Raw genomic sequence first — 19,417 nt, 5'->3', positions numbered from 1 at the left:
CAGCGACTCGGTGCAGAACTTCGTAGCAGCTGCCGCAGGCTGCGTCCGGCGGCGAAGCCGTCGTAAATCCTGACCTTCCGAGTGGCCTGATTTTGTGACCGCTGCGCGCCCAATCGCAGCCTTCGTCAGCGGCTACAGATTACGCCAGCGACTCGCTGCAGAACTTCGTAGCAGCTGCCGCAGGCTGCGTCCGGCGGCAGAGCCGTCGTAAATCCCGACCTTCCGAGTGGCCTGGTTTTGCGACCGCTGCGCGCTCGATCGCAGCCTTCGTCAGCGGCTACAGGTTACGCCAGCGACTTGGCGCAGAACGTTGTAGCCGCTGCCGCAGGCTGCGTCCGTCGGCGAAGCCGTCGTAAATCCTGACCTTCCGAGTGGTCTGATTTTGCGACCGCTGCGCGCTCGATCGCAGCCTTCGTCAACGGCTACAGGTTACGCCAGCGACTTGGCGCAGAACGTTGTAGCAGCTGCCGCAGGCTGCGTCCGGCGGCGAAGCCGTCGTAAATCCTGACCTTCCGAGTGGCCTGATTTTGCGACCGCTGCGCGCTCGATCGCAGCCTTCGTCAGCGGCTACAGATTACGCCGCGCGACTTGGCGCAGAACGTTGTAGCCGCTGCCGCAGGCTGCGTTCGGCGGCGAAGCCGTCGTAAATCCTGACCTTCCGAGTGTCCTGATTTTGCGACCGCTGCGCGCTCGATCGCAGCCTTCGTCAGCGGCTACAGGTTACGCCAGCGACTCGGTGCAGAACTTTGTAGCCGCTGCCGCAGGCTGCGTCCGGCGGCGAAGCCGTCGTAAATCCTGACCTTCCGAGTGGCCTGATTTTGTGACCGCTGCGCGCCCAATCGCAGCCTTTGTCAGCAGCTACGGATTGTGTGCTGCTTTAACGGCTTGTTAGCTAGCTCGCTATCGTTATGTTCAAGTTCTGTATCCACAGCTAGACTGTCGAGCTGCGCTAACCGCAGCTCGATCTGGATACCTGATGAACCTTAAAACCATTTTGATCCTGGGTGCCTTGAGTGCCTTTGGTCCGTTGGCCATCGACTTCTATTTGCCGGGCTTTCCGGCAATGGCGACCGCTTTTGCGACCGACGAAACACAGATTCAACTGACCCTTGCCGTGTATTTTTTGGGGCTGTCCATCGGCCAGCTGATCTACGGCCCCATCGCTGACCGCTTCGGTCGGCGGATCCCGTTATTGGTCGGTGTAGGCCTGTTTACGGTGGCTTCTCTGGCCTGTGCACTGGCACCGTCGCTGGAGTGGCTGATCGGTGCGCGCTTTGTTCAGGCACTGGGCGGCTGCGCAGGGATGGTGCTGTCGCGGGCGATTGTCAGCGACAAGTGCGACTCCGTAGGTGCGGCCAAGGTGTTTTCGCAGTTGATGCTGGTGATGGGGTTGGCCCCGATTCTGGCGCCAATGCTGGGTGGCCTGTTGGTCAATCTGTATGGTTGGCAGTCGATTTTTATCGTCTTGACGGCCTTCAGTGCGTTGGCGGCGCTGGCCGTTGCGCTCGGGTTGCCAGAAAGCCTGCCTGATAATGTGCCGCGTCAGCCGCTGTCGGGAGCGCTTCGCCAATACGGCCGGCTGCTCAAGGATCGCGAGTTTCTCGGCCATGCCCTGACCGGGGGGATCGCAATGGCCGGTATGTTTGCCTACATCGCCGGCTCACCCTTTGTCTTTATCAAACTCTACGACGTGCCCGCCGAGCATTACGGCTGGCTGTTCGGCAGCAACGCGGCCGGTTTTATTTTGGTGGCGCAGATTAATGCTCGCTTGTTGGCCAACCGTGGGCCCGCTTTCTTGCTGGCGCGTACGATCTGGATCTATCTGGCTGCGGGGGTTGTGTTGCTGGGTGTCAGTGCCTTGCACACCCAACAACTGTGGCCGTTGCTCATCCCGTTGTTTGTCTGCATCGCCAGTCTGGGCTGCATCATTCCCAATGCCTCCGCCTGCGCCATGAGCGGGCAGGGCGCACGCGCCGGCAGTGCCTCAGCCATGCTGGGTTGCTTGCAGTTCAGTGTGGCGGCTGGGGCCGCGTCGCTGGTTGGCGTGCTACACAATGGCACGGCCATGCCGATGGCAATGGTCATCACCTTGTGCGGGGTGTTGGCTGTGGTGCTCGCCATGGCGACCCGGCGCGTCTATACCGCGCGGATCGCCGCTCAAGAGTTGAGCTAACTGACCAGACGCTCGGGCAGGTAGTGCGGGGCTTGCAAGCGTGCTTGCAGCTTATCGACAAAGGCCCGGGCTTCGGCCTCACTGCGAAAGGTGACGGCCTGCTGGTCGAGTTGAACCAGCCATCGGGCATCGCGGGATTTTGCTAACGCTTTCATCAGGATTTTCATTTCTGGCCTCCTTGAGTTTGCAAAGGAGGCCAGTGTAAGCCTGATTTTTCGCTGGGAAATGCCAGGGATCAACTCTCTGACTGACGGTCAAAAAATGGCCGCTTCTATCCCGTTCAGCCCTTAGGGTTTGATCAGTCGTGCATCCAGACCGTTTTGCGCCAGGCGCGTAGCTTGCTCTTTGGTCATGCCCAGATCGGTGTGCAGCGCGTGGAAGTTCTCGGTCATGTAGCCGCCAAAGTAAGCCGGATCATCCGAGTTGACGGTCACTTTCACGCCGCGTTCCAGCATCTCAAGGATGTTGTGCTGGGACATATGGTCGAACACGCACAGTTTGGTGTTGGACAGCGGGCACACGGTCAGCGGAATTTGTTCGTCGATGATGCGCTGCATCAACCGCTCGTCTTCGATGGCGCGTACGCCATGGTCAATACGCTGGATTTTCAGCAGGTCCAGCGCTTCCCAGATGTACTCCGGCGGGCCTTCTTCGCCAGCGTGGGCCACGGTCAGGAAGCCTTCGTGGCGGGCGCGGTCAAACACGCGCTGGAACTTGCTCGGCGGGTGGCCCATTTCGGAGCTGTCGAGACCCACGGCAACAAACGCATCGCGAAATGGCAGTGCCTGGTCGAGGGTTTTTTCTGCCTGTTCTTCGCTCAAGTGGCGCAGGAAGCTGAGGATCAGGCCACTGGTAATGCCCAGTTGCTGCTCGCCATCCTTGAGTGCGCTGGCGATGCCGTTGAGCACCACTTCGAACGGAACGCCACGGTCAGTGTGGGTTTGCGGATCGAAGAAAGGTTCGGTGTGGATAACGTTCTGTGCCTTGCAGCGCAGCAGGTACGCCCAGGTCAGGTCATAGAAGTCTTGCGAGGTGCGCAGTACGTCCGCACCTTTGTAGTACAGGTCGAGAAATTCTTGCAGGTTGTTGAAGGCATACGCTTTGCGCAAGGTTTCAACGTCGTTCCAGGGCAAAGCGATTTTATTGCGCTCAGCCAGCGCGAACAGCAACTCGGGTTCCAGAGAACCTTCCAGGTGCATGTGCAGTTCTGCTTTTGGCAGGGCGTTCAGCCAGTCATACATATCGGTTCATATCTCATCAGGTGCAAACAGGGCGTTCGCAGTGCTCGCAAGCGACAGCGGTGCGCGCTTAAAACCCGCCATTCTACAGCCGCGTAACCGCGAGTTACATAAAACCTGACCAACTGGATCAGGGTATTTGCTGTTCACGCCGGTACGCATAAGTGTCGGCGAAGCGCGAGAGCAGAAATTCGGCACAGGTAGTGGGCGGGTATTTGACCGGGTGTTGTGCGTCCTGACAGCCGGGCAGGCATTCAATCGCAGTGTCGGGGTGCGGTTCGGCAAAGAACGGCATGGAGTAGCGGTTGACTCCCTGCGGGCTGATGACCCGGTGCGGTGTCGAGACATACCGGTCATTGCTCCAGCGCGCCATCATGTCGCCGAGATTGACCACGAATGTGCCGTCAATGGGCGGTGCGTCGATCCATTCGCCCTGAACATTGCGTACTTGCAAGCCGCCTGCGGCATCTTGATACAACAGGGTCACGCAGCCGTAGTCCGTGTGTGCGCCCGCACCTTGCTGCTCGTGGCTACTGGCCGTTTCGCGGGGCGGATAATGGATGATCCGCAGCACGCTGACCGGTTCCTCAAAGCGCTGATCAAAGAAATCACGGTCTATGCCCAGCGCCAGCGTCATGGCTCGCAGCAGGGTTTGCGCCAGCGCTTGCATGTCCGTGTAGTGGGTTTCCATCAGGTCTTGCCAGCCGGGCAGGTCGGGATGGCGGTTGGGCCCGCGCAAGGGTTTTTCGGCCATGACGTGCGGGTGGTCTTCGGGCAAGTGCAGGCCCATGTCGAAGGTTTCTTTCAGGTCGCTGGGACGGGCGGGGTCGAGCTGTTCGGTAGCGACAGCACCATAACCGCGGTGATGGCGTGTCTGCGTAATATCGATGCGCAGTTTTTCCTCGTCCGGCAGGGCGAAGAAGGTTTTAGCGATGTTGAGCAGTTGCTCAATCCGCTCGGGGCTGATCGGGTGGCCCTTGATATAGAAAAAGCCCCATTCACGGCAGGCTTGGTCAATGTGTTGGGCCACGGTGTGCCAACCCGCGGCTCCATCCTGATACAGCGGGCTGATGTCGATAACGGGAAGCCGGTTCATGGGGGCGCTCCGGTAAGTGCGGGCACGCAGATCAGTCTGGGCCCGCAGAGGGTTTACTTCGGTAGATCGGCTTTCATGCCTTCGACGTAGTAATTCATGGACGCCAGTTCGGCGTTGCTGGCGGTGACACCGGCAGCGATTTTTTCAACGCCTGCCTGATCCTTGACAGGACCCGTGAACGGGTGGAATTCGCCGCTTTCGATGCTGGCGATTATTTTCTCGGCTTCGGCCTTGGTGTCCGCAGGCACTAAGTCACTGATCGGCAATTGCACGGTGCCTTCTTTCAGGCCACCCCAGTAGTCCTGCGATTTCCAGGTGCCGTCGATCACGCCTTGTGTGGCCTGAATGTAATGCGGCCCCCAGTTGTTGACGATCGAGGTGAGCACCGCTTTTGGCCCGAAGTGCTGCATGTCCGAGGCATAACCCACGGCGTATACGCCACGACGTTCGGCCGCCTGAATGGGGGCCGGGCTGTCGGTGTGCTGGAACACCACATCCACACCCTGGTCGATCAGAGCGTTGGCGGCATCCGCTTCTTTGCCCGGGTCAAACCAGGAGTTGACCCACACCACTTTGATCTCGGTGCCGGGGTTGTATTTATTCAAGGCCAGTTGAATGGCGTTGATGTCGCGGATCACTTCCGGGATTGGAAAGGACGCCACATAGCCCACCTTCTTGCTCTTGGTCATATTGGCTGCGAGAAAGCCTGCCACGTAGCGACCTTCATAGGTGCGTGCCAGGTAGGTGCCCATATTCTTGTCTTGCTTATAGCCGGTGGCGTGTTCAAAAGTGGTCTTGGGGAATTGCTTGGCCACTTTCAACGTCGGGTTCATGTAGCCGAAAGAGGTGGTGAAAATCAGGTCGTACTTATCTTTGGCCATATTGCGAATGACGCGTTCGGCGTCGGCGCCTTCGGGCACGTTTTCGACATAGCTGGTGGTGATCTTGTCGCCCAATTGCTTGGTCAGCGCCTGGCGGCCCTGTTCGTGCTGGTAAGTCCAGCCATGGTCGCCGATCGGGCCGATATACACGAAGCCGACTTTCAACGGATCGGCGGCGCTGGCCGAAAGGCTGGCGCTCAGGCCAATGGCTGTGGCAAGGGCACAAAGCAGCGTTTTCAATGGACGTTTATGCATGGGGAGCGTGTTCCGTCTTGTTGGTTGTGTTGTGGGATCCGTGACTGAATAGCGGGTCTCTGCGGACAGACTGCCCAATGCAAAAAATTGACCAACAAGACAACAAACGCGGGTTAGCGCGTTTGTGTCGTGCTGCCGGTTCTGAACGTGAGCTTGACCCATGATGGCAAAGAGCCAAGCCGGTGCGTGACCAATGGCCTGTGCCTGCCGCTGGTGCGCGGTTTAGAGACCGTTGACCAAGGTATGGGCAGCGTGTCGGTGGTCAGCAATCAAACCTTGCACGTCGAGCCCTTCCACTTGGCCATCGATGACGCGCCACTTCCCGCCGATCATGACCCGGTCTGCGCGATCCGCACCGCACAGCAATAAAGCAGCGACCGGGTCATGGCTGCCGGAAAAGCGCAGTTCGTCGAGTTTGAACAGCGCCAGATCAGCTTGTTTGCCGACCGCCAGTTCGCCGATGTCGGTGCGCCCCAGCAGGCTCGCCGAGCCGCGAGTGGCCCAGCCCAGCACGAGCTCGGGGGTGATTTTTTCGGCCCCGTAGCGCAAGCGCTGCAAGTACAACGCCTGCCGTGTTTCGAGGATCATGTTCGACGCGTCATTGGAGGCCGAGCCGTCAACACCCAGCCCTATCGGGGCTCCACTGGCGAGTAGCTCCAGTGTCGGGCAAATGCCTGAAGCCAGTCGCATGTTGGAACTGGGGCAGTGGCTGATACCGGTGCGGGCGGCACCCAAGCGGGCGATTTCTTGTGGGTTGAAATGAATGCCGTGGGCCAGCCAGGTACGTGGGCCGAGCCAGCCGACGCTGTCCAGATAATCCACGGTACGCAGGCCAAAGCGTTGCAGGCAGAACGCTTCTTCATCGAGGGTTTCGGCCAGATGCGTATGCAGGCGTACATCCAGTTGCTCGGCCAGTTCAGCGCTGGCCCTCATGATCTGCGGGGTGACGGAAAAGGGCGAGCAGGGCGCCAGGGCAATCTGGATCTGCGCGCCGTCACCACGTTCATGGTAGGTCTCTATCAGGCGCTGGCTGTCGGTCAGAATCACTTCGCCCTGTTGCACCGTTTGTTGAGGTGGCAAACCCCCATCGGCTTCGCCCAGACTCATCGAACCACGGGTCAGCATGGCGCGCATGCCAAGCTCGCGCACGCACTCGACCTGAATATCAATGGCGTTTTCCAGACCGTCCGGGAATAAATAATGATGGTCGGCTGCCGTGGTGCAGCCGGAAAGAAGCAGCTCTGTGAGTGCGACTTTACTGGCCAGTGCCAGTTGCGCAGGCGTCAGGCGTGCCCACACCGGGTAGAGCGTTTGCAACCAAGGGAACAAGGGTTGGTTAACCACCGGGCCCCAGGCACGGGTGAGGGTTTGATAGAAGTGGTGATGGGTGTTGATCAGCCCCGGCAGCAGCACATGTTCGCGGGCATCGAAGACGTGATCGCACGGCTGGGCAGGGTGTTGCCCGATACCGAGCAACTCAACGATACGCTCGCCTTCGAGCACCAGGCCGCCACGGGCATCAAGGGTGTTGGCGGTGAACACGGCCAAGGGGTTTTTTAACCAGATACGGGTCGCAGGCACGGGCCGGCTCCTCTGAAAGTTGAGTTCAGGTTTGCCAGCTCAGTGTTGTCCTGTCTGCTGATCCAGGAGTGATGCGGTGTGTGTTATGGCATCGAGGCTATCACCATGCAATCGTCTCGCCTTGGTAATCGAGGAAGTAATGGCCTCCTTTACCGGTGTAGGCATTGATTACATCAACCAGACCACGGGTGCTGGTGGCGACATCAATCTGCGCATCCTCGCCGCCCATATCGGTTTTGACCCAACCCGGATGCAGAGACAAAACGGTCAGTTTGCGCTCACCCAATTGGCTGACGTACGTGTTAGTCAGCGAGTTGAGGGCCGCTTTGCTGGCCTTGTACAGCGCCAATTCAGGCGCGTCCGGGCTGGTGATGCTGCCAAGACCGGAGCTCATGAACGCCAGCACGCCAGTGTCGGGGCGCAGGTTGTGGGTGAAGCGTTGTGCCAGGCTGATGGGGGCCACGCTGTTGGTCAGGAACAGTTGTGCAACTTCTTGCGCGGGGGCGGCACCGGGCGTCTGGTTGGCAGGACCTTTGACGCCGGCATTGACGAACAGCAAGTCGAACACCTGATCGTGCAGCCGGGTATGCAGCGCGTCGACGGACTGGGCGTCATCCATATCCAGCTGTTCAATCTGTATGCCCGAGACAGCGCGCAGCGCCTCTGCCTTGCCGGTGTCGCGCACGGTCGCGGTGACCGCCCAGCCATCTTCTTTCAGACGCTGCACAAGCCCCAGGCCCAAGCCTCGAGAGGCGCCGATAATCAGTGCTCGTTTAAGTGCGGACATGCATAAGTTCCTTTGAGTAGATAAGACCCCTGTAAGAAACTGTGCCCCAGCGACTGGCGTAACACCAGCTCTGATTCATGCCTCTGATCTTTCATTCAGTGCCCTGCTTGCCAAGGTTGACCCAGTGAAACCGGGGCGTATAACCGTGTTCGCAGCGCATCGCGCGACAACAGCACCAGCACCACAATAGTGGCGACATAGGGCAGCATGGCCAGCAGGTTAGAAGGAATCGCCAACCCCAGCCCCTGTGCAACCAGATGCAGGATGCTGGCGAGACCAAACAGATAAGCGCCCAGCAACAGACGCCCGATTCGCCAGCTGGCAAATACCACCAATGCCAGCGCGATCCAGCCGCGCCCGGCTGTCATATTTTCGGCCCACATCGGGGTGTAGGCCAGAGAGAGGTAGGCACCTGCCAGACCGGCCATCGCCCCGCCAAACAATACGGCCAGTGTGCGCACCCACAACACCGGTATGCCCATTGCATTGGCTGCGTGAGGATTTTCACCCACCGCCTGAATGATCAGCCCGACCCGGCTTTTGAGCACAACCCAAGCCACCAGTACAAACAGTGCAAAGGACAGGTAAACCAGAGCGTCCTGCGCAAACAACATGCGACCGATCAGCGGAATATCGCTCAACAGCGGGATGGCCAGCGGGTCAAAGCCGGCAAGGGGTTTACCGACCCAAGCGGCCCCGACAAAGCTCGACAGGCCGACACCGAAGATGGTCAGAGCCAACCCGGTGGCCACCTGATTGGCGTTGAACACCAGTGCCACCAGTGCAAACAGTGCGCTGAGCAGCATGCCCGCCAGCATCGCCAGTAAGACACCGAGCCACAGATTGCCGGTGCTCAACGCGACAATAAAACCGATCACGGCGCCGAACAGCATCATGCCTTCCTGCCCAAGATTGAGAACGCCGCTTTTTTCGCAGATCAGTTCGCCCATCGCCACCAGCAACAGCGGTGTACCGCAGCGCACCATGGCGTAGAAAATATTGCTCAGCAGATCCATGTCCATCAAAGCGCTCCCATCGTGGCAATGACCGGGTTGCGTCGGCTCCAGCGCAGTGTGAGGCGCGGGCGATAAAGAATCAGCACGTCACTGGCCAACAGGAAGAACAGCATCATTCCCTGAAACAGTTGCGTGATTGCCAGTGGCAGATTGAGGGTCATCTGCGCTTGTTCACCGCCCAGATACAGCAAGGCCATCAACAGGCTGGCAAACAGAATGCCGAGGGGGTTCAAACGCCCCAGAAAGGCCACGGTGATCGCGGCGTAGCCGTAACCCGGTGAGACTTGCGGCACCAGTTGCCCCAGTGGCCCGGTGACTTCGCAGACCCCCGCCAAACCGGCCAGGCCTCCGCTGATTAACAGTGCCAGCCAGATCAGGCGTTTTTCGCGAAAGCCGACAAATCCGGCGGCGCGCTTATCAAGCCCCAGCACTTTGATCTGAAACCCGACAAAGCTTTTTTGCAGCAGCACCCATACCGCGACCAACGCCAGCAACGCGAAATACACCCCGGCGTGCACGCGGCCGTCTTCAGTCAGCAGAGGCAATCGACTGGCATCTCCAAACATCGCCGATTCAGGGAAGTTGTACCCGGCCGGATCCTTGAGGGGGCCGTGGACGCAATACAGCAGCAGGTTCAGGGCGATGTAATTGAGCATGATGCTGGTGAGGATTTCATTGGCATTGAAGTGCGTGCGCAGCCACGCCGTCAGCCCACCCCACGCGGCACCCGCCAGCGTGCCGCAGAGCAGGATCAGCACCAGTGCCCAGCGACTGTCCAGGTCGATTACGTTTACGGCCAGCGCACTGCCGGCCAGTGCACCGATCAACAGTTGCCCTTCGGCCCCGATGTTCCAGATGCGCGCTTGATACGCCACCGCCAGGCCGAGGGCACAGAGCAAGATGGGCAAGGTTTTTATCATCAGTTCGCTGACGCCATAAAGGTCGCTGACCGGGGCTATCAACAGTGTGTGCAGGGTCAGTAACGGGTCGTGTCCCAAGGCGATAAACAGCAGTGAGCCGCAAGCCAGTGTCAGCAGTGCCGCGAGCAGGGGTGAACACCACAACATGGCGCGCGATTGTTGGCCGCGGGGTTCAAGGGATAGCAACATGACTCGCTCCGTGAGCAAAAGAGGGGTTGGCAGGCGTGTCAAACTGGCCGGCCATCCAGCCGCCGACCTCCACCAGATGGGTGTGGACCGTGTCTTTGAGCGGCGATAACCGGCCGCTGCACAGAGCCCCGAGGCGATCACTGATCTGGAACAGCTCATCAAGGTCTTCGGAAATCACCAGAATCGCCGCCCCGGCATCACGCAGGGCAATCAGGGCGCGGTGGATCGTGGCGGCTGCACCGACATCGACGCCCCAAGTAGGGTGGGCGGCAATCAGCAATTTAGGCTGCTGGAGGATTTCCCTGCCCAGGATAAATTTCTGCAAGTTACCCCCAGACAGGCTTCGGGCCTGAGCCTCATAGCTGGGCGTTTTAACGTTAAATCGTTGGATGATCTGTTCGGCCAATGCCTTGACCCGCTCATGACGAATTAACCCGCAGCTCACCAAACCTTGTTGAAAGGCGGTTAACAACGCATTGTCAGCCAGACTCATTTCGGGCACCGCGCCATGGCCCAAGCGCTCGGCGGGTACAAAAGCCATGCCTTTGTGCCGTCGGGCATCGGGACGCAGATGGGCGACAGGCTGCTGGTCGATGCAGATGTGCCGGCCTTGACTGACGGGCAAGCGCACCTCACCACTGAGCAAGGCCAGCAACTCATCCTGACCGTTGCCGGCCACGCCCGCGATGCCAACGATTTCGCCGCTGCGTACATTCAAGTTGATACCGTGGAGCGCACAGCCGAAAGGGTCCGGGTTGTGCCAGGACAGTGCGTCTACCTGCAAAAAATCTGACCCACCTTGGGCCTTCGGGTAGGGGTCAATCAGGTTGGCAGCCTCACCGACCATCATCTGCGCCAATTGCCTGTCTGAGCACTCGCCCGGAATGCAGTGCCCCGCCACCCTGCCACCGCGCAGCACGGTGGCACTGTGGCAGAGCGCCCGTACTTCATTGAGCTTGTGGCTGATAAACAGAATGCTGCATCCCTCGCGAGCCAACCGGCGCAATGTCACAAAGAGCTCATCGGCTTCCTGTGGCGTGAGCACTGAGGTGGGTTCATCAAGAATCAGCAGGCGAATGTCTTGCATCAGGCAGCGAATGATTTCGACCCGCTGGCGCTCGCCAATCGAAAGGCTGTGCACCAGGCGCTCAGGCTCCAGCGCCATGCCATAACGTTCGCTGACTTCACGAATACGCGGCTCCAGCTGTTTGGGCGTCCCGGCGCTGGCACCCAACGCCAGAGCAATGTTTTGCGCCACGCTCAGGGTTTCAAACAGCGAAAAGTGTTGGAAGACCATGCCAATACCCAAGCTGCGTGCTTGAGCGGGGTTGCGAATAGTCAGAGGTTGACCCTGCCAGATGACTTCGCCGGAATCGGCTTGGGTCACGCCATAAATAATCTTCATCAGGGTGCTTTTGCCTGCGCCATTCTCCCCCAGCAGGGCGTGGATTTCGCCGGGCTGGATGCTCAAGTCAATGGCGTCATTGGCCAGGCAGCCGGGGTAGCGTTTGCTGATACGGCGTAGTTGCAAGCGGGCAGGGTTGGACATGACAGGCTCGATTGATCAGAGGTGTACTGTCAGGGCTAAAGCAATTTCTTGGCCAACAGGTCAGGAAATGAGGCGGTTTGGCTGTTCTGCAGGGCTGAGCGACGAAGGAAGTAATTTATCCACACGCAACGGGCACTGTTTCAGGGCGCAGATTAGCGTTCAGGCGCTGATTTGGTTCCTGCTGTTTGATCAAAAAACATACAACGTCGTACAAGTCCTGCCGCATATGCATTTCGGGGGCTCTTGCACGGGTTATCCACAGGTTGCTCCACAGGAACTGTGCGCAAGCGTAAAAACCCTGCATAAGGCCAATAAGGCTTTGTTCCAACTGGCGATATACGCTGGCAAGCCGCTGATTTAGATCGAAAAGGTGCGGCTATTAAGTAAATTGATCGTTTTTTGATCATTGATAGCCAAGCCACGGTCTGTCTGGCCTGCAGCGGTATGTGCTCAGGTTATCCACAGCCCGGTGCACAGTGGTTGGGGGTAAAGATTCAAAGGCGGACTCATCCTGTCGGGCTTTGGCTCCCGAGAATGGCTCACTGCATTTGAGGGGGACGGTGCAACGTAATGCGCCCGCGACTCAAGTCTGCAAGCTGCTGTTGCAAGACGTCGATTTGCGGTTCGCCGACCGCTATTCGCAGCGAGACTCCATTGGCATTGAAGGTTTCATCGAGTATCAGACCGCCGAGGTCATGCAGACGCACTTTCAGCAAGGCCAGTTCACTGAACATGCATTCGCAATTCAACTCAGTGCGCTTGATCAAGGGCACGTGCTCTGCATTTTGCAGGCACTTGTTGGCGCCTCCGCCATAGGCTCGCGCCAGCCCCCCCGTACCCAACTGAATGCCGCCGTACCAGCGAATCACCAACACCGCGACTTGATCAAAATCCTGGGCTTCGATGGCGGCCAAAATGGGCCGTCCTGCGGTACCTCCGGGTTCGCCGTCGTCATGGCTGCGGTATTGGTCCGCCAACTTCCATGCCCAACAGTTATGTGAGGCATTCGGGTCACGGTGTTGCTCGATAAAGGCCTGCGCCTCGGCGGCCGAGTTAATCGGGCTGGCAAAGGTGATAAAGCGGCTTTTGCGAATTTCTTCACGGTATTCACAGAGACCGGCCAACGTAAAGGACATGCGTTACTCAGTGTGATGACGGGGGTGTCAGGCCGCAGCCCTTGAGGATGATGCGGGTCAGATTGTAGCTGGCATCCGCCATGTCTTGCTTGGTCAGACGTGAGCGGCCTGTGACTCGGCAGATTTGCGTCGCGAAGTCAGCATAGTGCTGCGTGCTGCCCCAAAGCAGGAAAATCAGGTGGGTGGGGTCAACATCATCCATTTTTCCGGCATCGATCCAGGCCTGGAAAACCGCCGCCCGGCCCTGGAACCAGAGGCGATAGTCCTGGTTGAAGTACTCGGTGAGGCATTCGCCGCCACTGATGATTTCCATCGCGAAGATGCGCGAGGCCTTGGGCTGGCTGCGGGAAAACTCCATTTTCGCCTGGATATAACGGGTCAGCGCCTGAGCGGGATCGTCCTGTGCGTTGAGGGTATTAAAGGTGCTGTCCCAGAGCTCAATGATATTGCTCAACACGGCAATATAAAGCCCGAGTTTGTTGGTGAAGTAGTAGTGCAGGTTGGCTTTGGGCAGGCCAGCATTTTGCGCGATGGTGTTCATGCTGGTGCCTTTGAAACCATGGCGGGCGAATTCGTCCTCGGCGGCCTTGAGGATGGTTTCTTCGTTTTTTTGACGAATACGGCTGGCAGGTTTACCTGCGTGTGCGGGGACTTCAAGGGTCATAAGCAATTCCGGACAGGTCGGTGGGCGCAATCGGTGCACTGATAGCGCACCCACCGTAATGAAACAAGCATTGTGCCCATAAGCAGTTCAGCTTTTTGGCTCGAGTGCGGGGCTTGTCGCAGGCACAAGCACGATCTCAGCTTCGGTTTTTTTCTCCGGCAGGAGCAGGCACATGACCAACGCAGTAATGCCGCCGCTGGTGATCGCCGAGTCGAACAGGTTTTGCACCAACTTAGGCATTAAATGCAGCAAGCCAGGCTGCGCGGCGATCCCCAGACCTACGCCAAAGGAGGTTGCAATAATCAGCATGTTGCGACGATCCAGCGGTGTTTGAGCGAGGATGCGCACGCCCGCTGCGGCGACGCTGCCAAACATGACCAGCGTGGCACCACCCAGTACCGGCTTGGGTATTTGCTGCAACACGGCGCCAATCACCGGAAACAACCCAAGACAGATCAAAATGGCGCCGATATACAGGCCGACATAGCGGCTGGCCACGCCGGTTAACTGAATGACACCGTTATTCTGGGCGAACGTGGTGTTGGGAAAAGCACTGAAGGTGGCGGCGATCATGCAACTGACACCATCGCCCAGTACGCCGCCTTTGAGCCTTGCAATGTAACTGGGCCCGCTGATGGGTTGGCGGGCCAGCATGCAGTTGGCCGTGAGGTCGCCGACGGTTTCGATCGTGCTGATCACGTAGATCAGGGCGACGGGCAAAAAGGCCGTCCAGTCAAAATTGAAACCAAACTTGAACGGTACAGGGGCGCTGATCAGTGGCAGGCCGGCAATGGCCTTGGGCGTCAGTTGACCGCTGAACCAGGCGATCACGCTACCCACGGCGAGACCGATGATTATGGCCGACAGACGAACCCAAGGGGTCGAAGAGCGGTTGAGCAAGATGATGGTCAGCAGTACAAAGCCGCCCAAGGCCAAATTGGCGGGCGCGCCAAAGTCCGGTGCATTGAAACCGCCCCCCAGATCTGTGATGCCGACCTTGATCAGGCTGACGCCAATCAGGGTAATCACGATGCCCGTCACCAGGGGTGTGATAACACGGCGCAATTGGCCAATAAAACGGCTGAGGATGATTTGCACCAGTGCGCCGAAAAAGCACACGCCAAAAATCATCGCCAGAATATCTTCCGGGCTGCCGCCTCGTTGTTTGACCAGAAACCCGGCGGACAGAACGGCGCCGAGAAAGGCAAAGCTGGTGCCTTGCAGGCAAATCATTCCGGCGCCAATGCCAAAAGGTCGACGGGCCTGAATGAAGGTGCCAACACCAGAGACCAGCAAGGCCATGCTGATCAGATAAGGCAGGTGTTCCATCAGACCCAGCGCAGAGCCGATCACCAGCGGCGGGGTAATGATGCCGACGAATGCTGCCAGTACATGCTGTAGCGCAGCCAAGGTTGCGGCGAGCGGTTTAGGGCGGTCGTTAAGGCCGTAAATCAGTTCACTGGGCGTAGATGATTCTGGCTGCATGGGGCGCTCTCTGCATTCGGCTGTGCATGTTGGGTCAATAGGCCGTTGCAAAAAGCTGTCCAAGTGCTCAGGTAATTGTTCGGTGGTTCTCTCTAAATTTTTACAAATCAGTAAGTTAAAAGTTTTTTTCAGACGCTGAATGATGCCTGTGTCAGGTCTTGAAACCGATAGGCGCCCTAGCGTGTAGCGGCCAGACTCTCCAGAAAGCTTTCCAGCACCAAATGGGGGCGGCGGCCTTTGCGCGTGACGGAGGCCAGGCTCAGATCGTAATAGCGCAGTGTAGGTTTGAGCGCACGTAACCGGCCTTGCTGCACCCAGAATTGGGCGTAGTGGTCTGGCAAGTAGCCAATGTATCTGCCGGTCAGAATCAAAAAAGCCATGCCTTCTCGATCCGAAGCACTGGCCGTACAGTTGAGTGCTTGATAGTGCGCTTGAATCTCGGCTTGCAGGCGGAAGGTCGGGGCAATGGCGTCCTGATCATTGAGCCGCTTATCCTCCAGCAAGCGGTCGTCGACATAGAACAGCGGATGGCCCACGGCGCAATAAAGCAGTGAGCGTTCGCTGTACAACGGTTGGTATTCAAGCCCGGACAGAGCACTGGCCTGAGGCACCACACCCACATGCAAACGCCCGTCGAGCACGCCTTGCTCCACTTCATTTGGGGCGATCATACGGATATGGATTTGCACGTCTGGCCCTCGCTCCTTGAGCTGAGCCAAGGCATGGGTAATGTGCATATGGGGGAGGGTGACAAGATTGTCTGTCAGCCCGATGGTCAACTCACCGCGCAAATGGTGGTGTAAACCGTTGACCTCGGTACGAAAGCTTTCCAGTGCGCCCAACAACTGGAGCGCCGACTGGTAAACCTCGCGGCCTTCTTCAGTCAGGGAAAATCCGGCTCGCCCACGCTGGCACAGACGCAACCCCAAGCGCTGCTCAAGGTCACTCATTTGCTGGCTGATCGCCGAGCGTCCTATCCCCAATACCGTCTCAGCAGCCGAAAAACCGCCGCATTCCACAACGCTGCGGAAGATGCGCAGCAATCGGATATCAAAGTCGCTGACTTGCGCCAGTGCATCGGGACGACGGCTGCTCATAGTTTAGTGACCACCTAACTAAAGGTTAGAAGAGTTGGATTTCACAGACTTTATAGGCGTGTCAATTTAGCTGCAACAACGCTTTCAATCCCACGCCGCTTTCTGCTTTGCGAGGTTTTGCCCATGAACATGCCTGAAAATGCCGAGATCTCAGTGACCAGCCAATTGAAGCTGGATGCTCACTGGATGCCTTACACCGCCAACCGTAACTTCCATCGTGACCCGCGTTTTATCGTGGGAGCAAAAGGCAGTTACCTGACGGACGATAAAGGTCGGCAAATTTACGATTCGCTGTCAGGTCTGTGGACGTGCGGCGCAGGGCATACCCGCACAGAAATTCAGGAAGCGGTGGCCAAGCAACTGGGCACATTGGACTACTCTCCCGCCTTCCAATACGGGCACCCGCTGTCCTTTCAATTGGCCGAGAAAATTACCGCGCTGACGCCGGGCAATCTGAATCACGTGTTCTTCACTGATTCGGGGTCTGAATGTGCGGACACGGCCGTGAAGATGGTGCGTGGTTATTGGCGTTTGAAAGGCCAGGCGACCAAGACCAAAATGATTGGTCGTGCTCGCGGCTATCACGGAGTGAACATTGCCGGTACCAGCCTGGGCGGTGTGAATGGCAACCGTAAGTTGTTTGGTCAGTCAATGATGGACGTCGACCATCTGCCTCACACGCTGTTGGCCAGTAACGCGTTTTCTCGCGGTATGCCTGAGTTGGGCGGCATTGCATTGGCCGATGAGCTACTGAAGTTGATCGAGTTGCACGACGCCTCGAACATTGCCGCGGTGTTTGTCGAGCCAATGGCCGGCTCTGCCGGTGTACTGGTGCCACCACAGGGTTACCTGAAGCGCCTGCGTGAAATCTGTGACCAGCACAATATCCTGTTAGTGTTTGACGAGGTCATCACCGGGTTTGGTCGCACGGGCTCGATGTTCGGAGCTGAAAGCTTCGGTGTGACGCCAGACTTGATGTGTATTGCCAAACAAGTCACCAACGGTGCCATTCCTATGGGGGCCGTGATTGCTTCCAGCGAAATTTACCAGACGTTCATGAATCAGCCGACGCCTGAGTACGCGGTTGAGTTCCCGCATGGTTACACCTACTCGGCTCACCCGGTGGCGTGTGCTGCAGGCATTGCTGCGCTGGATCTGCTGCAAAAAGAAAACCTGGTGCAGAGCGTGGCTGATGTTGCACCGCATTTCGAGAATGCGCTGCATGGTCTTAAGGGCGTGAAAAACGTCATCGATATTCGAAACTATGGCCTGGCGGGCGCCATTCAAATTGCGCCCCGTGATGGCGATGCGATTGTGCGGCCGTTCCATGCGGCGATGAAGCTGTGGAAAGCCGGCTTCTATGTGCGCTTTGGCGGTGACACCCTTCAGTTCGGACCAACATTTAACAGCAAGCCGCAAGACCTGGATCGTTTGTTCGATGCAGTCGGTGAGGCGCTGAACCAGATCGACTGATCCTTCTATATATAGAAGCGATACTTTTGCCTTTACCCAGGCGCGCAGCGTTCGCGCCTGTGGACAACTTTTCTGGAGCATCCATGAGCACCATTCAACATTTGATCAATGGCGAGTTGCTGAACGATACCGGTCGTACTGCCGATGTGTATAACCCGTCGACCGGTAAAGTGATCCATCAGGTTCCCTTGGCCAGTCGCGAGACGATTCAACAAGCGATTGACGCTGCCAAGGCGGCATTCCCGGCCTGGCGCAATACGCCTCCAGCCAAGCGTGCTCAGGTGATGTTCCGATTCAAACAATTGCTGGAGCAGAACGAAGCGCGTATCTCGCAGTTGATCAGCGAAGAACATGGAAAGACGCTGGAAGATGCGGCGGGCGAGCTCAAGCGTGGTATTGAGAATGTCGAGTACGCCTGTTCAGCGCCGGAAATTCTGAAGGGCGAATACAGCCGTAATGTAGGTCCGAACATTGATGCATGGTCGGACTTCCAACCGTTGGGTGTGGTGGCCGGTATTACGCCATTTAACTTCCCGGCGATGGTTCCGTTGTGGATGTACCCATTGGCGATTGTGTGCGGCAACTGTTTCATCCTTAAACCGTCGGAGCGCGATCCAAGCTCGACTTTGTTTATCGCTCAGTTGCTGCAAGAGGCAGGGCTGCCCAAGGGTGTGATGAGCGTCGTGCATGGTGACAAGTCCGCAGTGGATGCGCTGATCGAAGCGCCGGAAGTCAAAGCGTTGAGTTTTGTGGGGTCTACGCCGATTGCTGAGTACATCTATGCCGAAGCGACCAAGCGCGGCAAGCGTGTTCAGGCATTGGGCGGGGCGAAGAACCATGCGGTGTTGATGCCGGATGCAGATTTGGATAACGCGGTTAATGCGTTGATGGGCGCCGCGTACGGTTCTTGCGGCGAGCGCTGCATGGCGATTTCGGTCGCCGTCTGTGTTGGCGATCAGGTGGCGGATGCTCTGGTGGCCAAGTTGGTTCCACAGATCAAGGCGCTGAAAATTGGGGCCGGCACTTCGTGCGGACTGGACATGGGGCCTTTGGTTTCAGGGCAGGCGCGTGACAAGGTCAGTGGTTATGTGGAAGACGGTGTAGCAGCGGGCGCTGAGCTGGTGGTTGATGGTCGCGGTTTGAGTGTCAAGGATCACGAGGATGGCTTCTTCCTGGGAGGCTGCCTGTTTGATCGCGTAACGCCTGAAATGCGCATATATAAAGAAGAGATCTTTGGGCCGGTGCTGTGCATTGTGCGGGTGGCTAGCCTTGAAGCGGCGATGAAGTTGATCAATGATCATGAATACGGCAATGGCACCTGTATTTTTACCCGTGACGGTGAGGCGGCGCGTTTGTTCTGCGATGAAATCGAAGTGGGCATGGTCGGTGTAAACGTTCCACTGCCCGTACCTGTGGCTTATCACAGCTTTGGTGGCTGGAAGCGCTCACTGTTTGGTGACTTGCATGCCTATGGCCCCGATGGCGTTCGTTTCTACACGCGCCGTAAAGCAATCACACAGCGTTGGCCGCAACGTGCCACGCATGAAGCGTCGCAATTCGCGTTTCCTAGCCTGTAAAGACTTCGTTTCATCGGCATAAAGCAAAGGCCAGCCGTGAGGCTGGCCTTTGCTTTTTTGGGCTATATGGCAGAAATGTGAAATGACCGCTTGACCCAGAATCCTAACGGCCTATAATTCGCCCCACTTCCGGCGCAGTCGAAACGGAAAACTCCTTGAGATTCAATGAGTTATACGGTTTTCGGCGGTGTCAGCTTCAAGTCATCGAAGCAGGAAATGAGGTGTTGACAGCAGCGTGTAACGCTGTAGAATTCGCCTCCCGCTAACGAGAGATCGAAAGCGCAAGTGGTTGATGTTACA

The 19,417-nt window shown here is 57.8% G+C and carries 17 protein-coding genes; 4 read left to right on the top strand and 13 right to left on the bottom strand.

Translation table 11 applies throughout. The features are described from left to right. The first annotated feature begins 976 nt into the window (after window positions 1-976). Window positions 977-2,173 (top strand): multidrug effflux MFS transporter, encoded by a 1,197-nt coding sequence (locus tag EQV93_RS11195; RefSeq protein ID WP_122782787.1) that lies wholly within the window; start codon window positions 977-979, stop codon window positions 2,171-2,173. On the opposite strand, the gene EQV93_RS11190 is transcribed toward EQV93_RS11195, so the two are convergent. From EQV93_RS11190 to EQV93_RS11150, 9 genes are all read right to left on the bottom strand, one after another. Further along, window positions 2,170-2,340 carry a hypothetical protein gene (locus tag EQV93_RS11190; protein ID WP_167654251.1) on the bottom strand — a complete coding sequence of 57 codons (171 nt, stop codon included), beginning with the start codon at window positions 2,338-2,340 and terminating at the stop codon, window positions 2,170-2,172. The two genes, EQV93_RS11195 and EQV93_RS11190, sit on opposite strands and share 4 nt — an antisense overlap. A 120-nt stretch (window positions 2,341-2,460) precedes the next feature. Further along, window positions 2,461-3,414, bottom strand: a complete 954-nt coding sequence (locus EQV93_RS11185) for an adenosine deaminase (RefSeq protein ID WP_122782788.1) — start codon at window positions 3,412-3,414, stop codon at window positions 2,461-2,463. Between the two features lie 127 nt (window positions 3,415-3,541). After that, window positions 3,542-4,507, bottom strand: coding sequence for a 2-oxoglutarate and iron-dependent oxygenase domain-containing protein (locus tag EQV93_RS11180; protein ID WP_240891574.1), 966 nt, complete (start codon window positions 4,505-4,507; stop codon window positions 3,542-3,544). 53 nt (window positions 4,508-4,560) lie between these two features. Continuing rightward, window positions 4,561-5,643 (bottom strand): BMP family ABC transporter substrate-binding protein, encoded by a 1,083-nt coding sequence (locus tag EQV93_RS11175; RefSeq protein ID WP_240891573.1) that lies wholly within the window; start codon window positions 5,641-5,643, stop codon window positions 4,561-4,563. A 222-nt stretch (window positions 5,644-5,865) separates the two neighbouring features. Next, entirely contained in the window at window positions 5,866-7,224 is a 1,359-nt protein-coding gene (locus EQV93_RS11170) for an 8-oxoguanine deaminase (RefSeq protein ID WP_146384648.1), read from the bottom strand. 100 nt (window positions 7,225-7,324) lie between these two features. Continuing rightward, complete coding sequence (locus EQV93_RS11165) at window positions 7,325-8,011, bottom strand: SDR family oxidoreductase (protein ID WP_122782792.1); 687 nt, start codon at window positions 8,009-8,011, stop codon at window positions 7,325-7,327. A 95-nt stretch (window positions 8,012-8,106) separates the two neighbouring features. Further along, a complete protein-coding gene (locus EQV93_RS11160) occupies window positions 8,107-9,033 on the bottom strand; it encodes an ABC transporter permease (protein ID WP_122782793.1) in 927 nt (308 codons plus the stop codon). Then, on the bottom strand, window positions 9,033-10,136 hold the full coding sequence (locus EQV93_RS11155) for an ABC transporter permease (protein ID WP_122782794.1): 1,104 nt from the start codon (window positions 10,134-10,136) through the stop codon (window positions 9,033-9,035). Before EQV93_RS11155 ends, EQV93_RS11160 begins: the two co-directional genes overlap by 1 nt. Then, complete coding sequence (locus EQV93_RS11150) at window positions 10,120-11,685, bottom strand: ABC transporter ATP-binding protein (RefSeq protein ID WP_240891572.1); 1,566 nt, start codon at window positions 11,683-11,685, stop codon at window positions 10,120-10,122. Before EQV93_RS11150 ends, EQV93_RS11155 begins: the two co-directional genes overlap by 17 nt. Between EQV93_RS11150 and EQV93_RS11145 the strand changes: the two genes are divergently transcribed. Then, entirely contained in the window at window positions 11,684-12,046 is a 363-nt protein-coding gene (locus tag EQV93_RS11145; RefSeq protein WP_240891571.1) for a hypothetical protein, read from the top strand. The genes EQV93_RS11150 and EQV93_RS11145 overlap by 2 nt on opposite strands. Before the next feature lie 178 nt (window positions 12,047-12,224). Here EQV93_RS11145 and EQV93_RS11140 read toward each other — a convergent pair whose 3' ends face one another. The 4 genes from EQV93_RS11140 to EQV93_RS11125 form a co-directional block, all read right to left on the bottom strand. Beyond that, window positions 12,225-12,821: an IMPACT family protein gene (locus EQV93_RS11140; RefSeq protein ID WP_122782797.1), complete on the bottom strand. Its 597-nt coding sequence runs from the start codon at window positions 12,819-12,821 to the stop codon at window positions 12,225-12,227. Window positions 12,822-12,828: 7 nt separating this feature from the next. After that, window positions 12,829-13,485 (bottom strand): TetR/AcrR family transcriptional regulator, encoded by a 657-nt coding sequence (locus tag EQV93_RS11135; RefSeq protein ID WP_122782798.1) that lies wholly within the window; start codon window positions 13,483-13,485, stop codon window positions 12,829-12,831. Between the two features lie 87 nt (window positions 13,486-13,572). Next, window positions 13,573-14,970, bottom strand: a complete 1,398-nt coding sequence (locus EQV93_RS11130; protein ID WP_240891570.1) for a uracil-xanthine permease family protein — start codon at window positions 14,968-14,970, stop codon at window positions 13,573-13,575. Window positions 14,971-15,146: 176 nt separating this feature from the next. Further along, entirely contained in the window at window positions 15,147-16,067 is a 921-nt protein-coding gene (locus EQV93_RS11125; RefSeq protein WP_122782800.1) for a LysR family transcriptional regulator, read from the bottom strand. Between the two features lie 123 nt (window positions 16,068-16,190). Between EQV93_RS11125 and EQV93_RS11120 the strand changes: the two genes are divergently transcribed. Then, a complete protein-coding gene (locus EQV93_RS11120) occupies window positions 16,191-17,540 on the top strand; it encodes an aspartate aminotransferase family protein (RefSeq protein ID WP_240891569.1) in 1,350 nt (449 codons plus the stop codon). Between the two features lie 83 nt (window positions 17,541-17,623). Further along, entirely contained in the window at window positions 17,624-19,117 is a 1,494-nt protein-coding gene (locus EQV93_RS11115; protein WP_122782802.1) for a CoA-acylating methylmalonate-semialdehyde dehydrogenase, read from the top strand. Window positions 19,118-19,417 lie beyond the last annotated feature (300 nt).

Source organism: Pseudomonas sp. TMW22091 (assembly GCF_022496705.1).
In the GTDB taxonomy this organism is placed as follows: domain Bacteria; phylum Pseudomonadota; class Gammaproteobacteria; order Pseudomonadales; family Pseudomonadaceae; genus Aquipseudomonas; species Aquipseudomonas saxonica.
This window is presented reverse-complemented; position numbering and strand designations above follow the sequence as displayed.

Coding starts and splice junctions, on each gene's coding strand:
- EQV93_RS11140 (WP_122782797.1), bottom strand. CDS start 12,821: ATGTCCTTTACGTTGGCCGGTCTCTGTGAATACCGTGAAGAAATTCGC.
- EQV93_RS11190 (WP_167654251.1), bottom strand. CDS start 2,340: ATGAAAATCCTGATGAAAGCGTTAGCAAAATCCCGCGATGCCCGATGG.
- EQV93_RS11185 (WP_122782788.1), bottom strand. CDS start 3,414: ATGTATGACTGGCTGAACGCCCTGCCAAAAGCAGAACTGCACATGCAC.
- EQV93_RS11135 (WP_122782798.1), bottom strand. CDS start 13,485: ATGACCCTTGAAGTCCCCGCACACGCAGGTAAACCTGCCAGCCGTATT.
- EQV93_RS11155 (WP_122782794.1), bottom strand. CDS start 10,136: ATGTTGCTATCCCTTGAACCCCGCGGCCAACAATCGCGCGCCATGTTG.
- EQV93_RS11115 (WP_122782802.1), top strand. CDS start 17,624: ATGAGCACCATTCAACATTTGATCAATGGCGAGTTGCTGAACGATACC.
- EQV93_RS11180 (WP_240891574.1), bottom strand. CDS start 4,507: ATGAACCGGCTTCCCGTTATCGACATCAGCCCGCTGTATCAGGATGGA.
- EQV93_RS11165 (WP_122782792.1), bottom strand. CDS start 8,011: ATGTCCGCACTTAAACGAGCACTGATTATCGGCGCCTCTCGAGGCTTG.
- EQV93_RS11175 (WP_240891573.1), bottom strand. CDS start 5,643: ATGCATAAACGTCCATTGAAAACGCTGCTTTGTGCCCTTGCCACAGCC.
- EQV93_RS11160 (WP_122782793.1), bottom strand. CDS start 9,033: ATGGACATGGATCTGCTGAGCAATATTTTCTACGCCATGGTGCGCTGC.
- EQV93_RS11120 (WP_240891569.1), top strand. CDS start 16,191: ATGAACATGCCTGAAAATGCCGAGATCTCAGTGACCAGCCAATTGAAG.
- EQV93_RS11125 (WP_122782800.1), bottom strand. CDS start 16,067: ATGAGCAGCCGTCGTCCCGATGCACTGGCGCAAGTCAGCGACTTTGAT.
- EQV93_RS11195 (WP_122782787.1), top strand. CDS start 977: ATGAACCTTAAAACCATTTTGATCCTGGGTGCCTTGAGTGCCTTTGGT.
- EQV93_RS11145 (WP_240891571.1), top strand. CDS start 11,684: ATGACAGGCTCGATTGATCAGAGGTGTACTGTCAGGGCTAAAGCAATT.
- EQV93_RS11150 (WP_240891572.1), bottom strand. CDS start 11,685: ATGTCCAACCCTGCCCGCTTGCAACTACGCCGTATCAGCAAACGCTAC.
- EQV93_RS11130 (WP_240891570.1), bottom strand. CDS start 14,970: ATGCAGCCAGAATCATCTACGCCCAGTGAACTGATTTACGGCCTTAAC.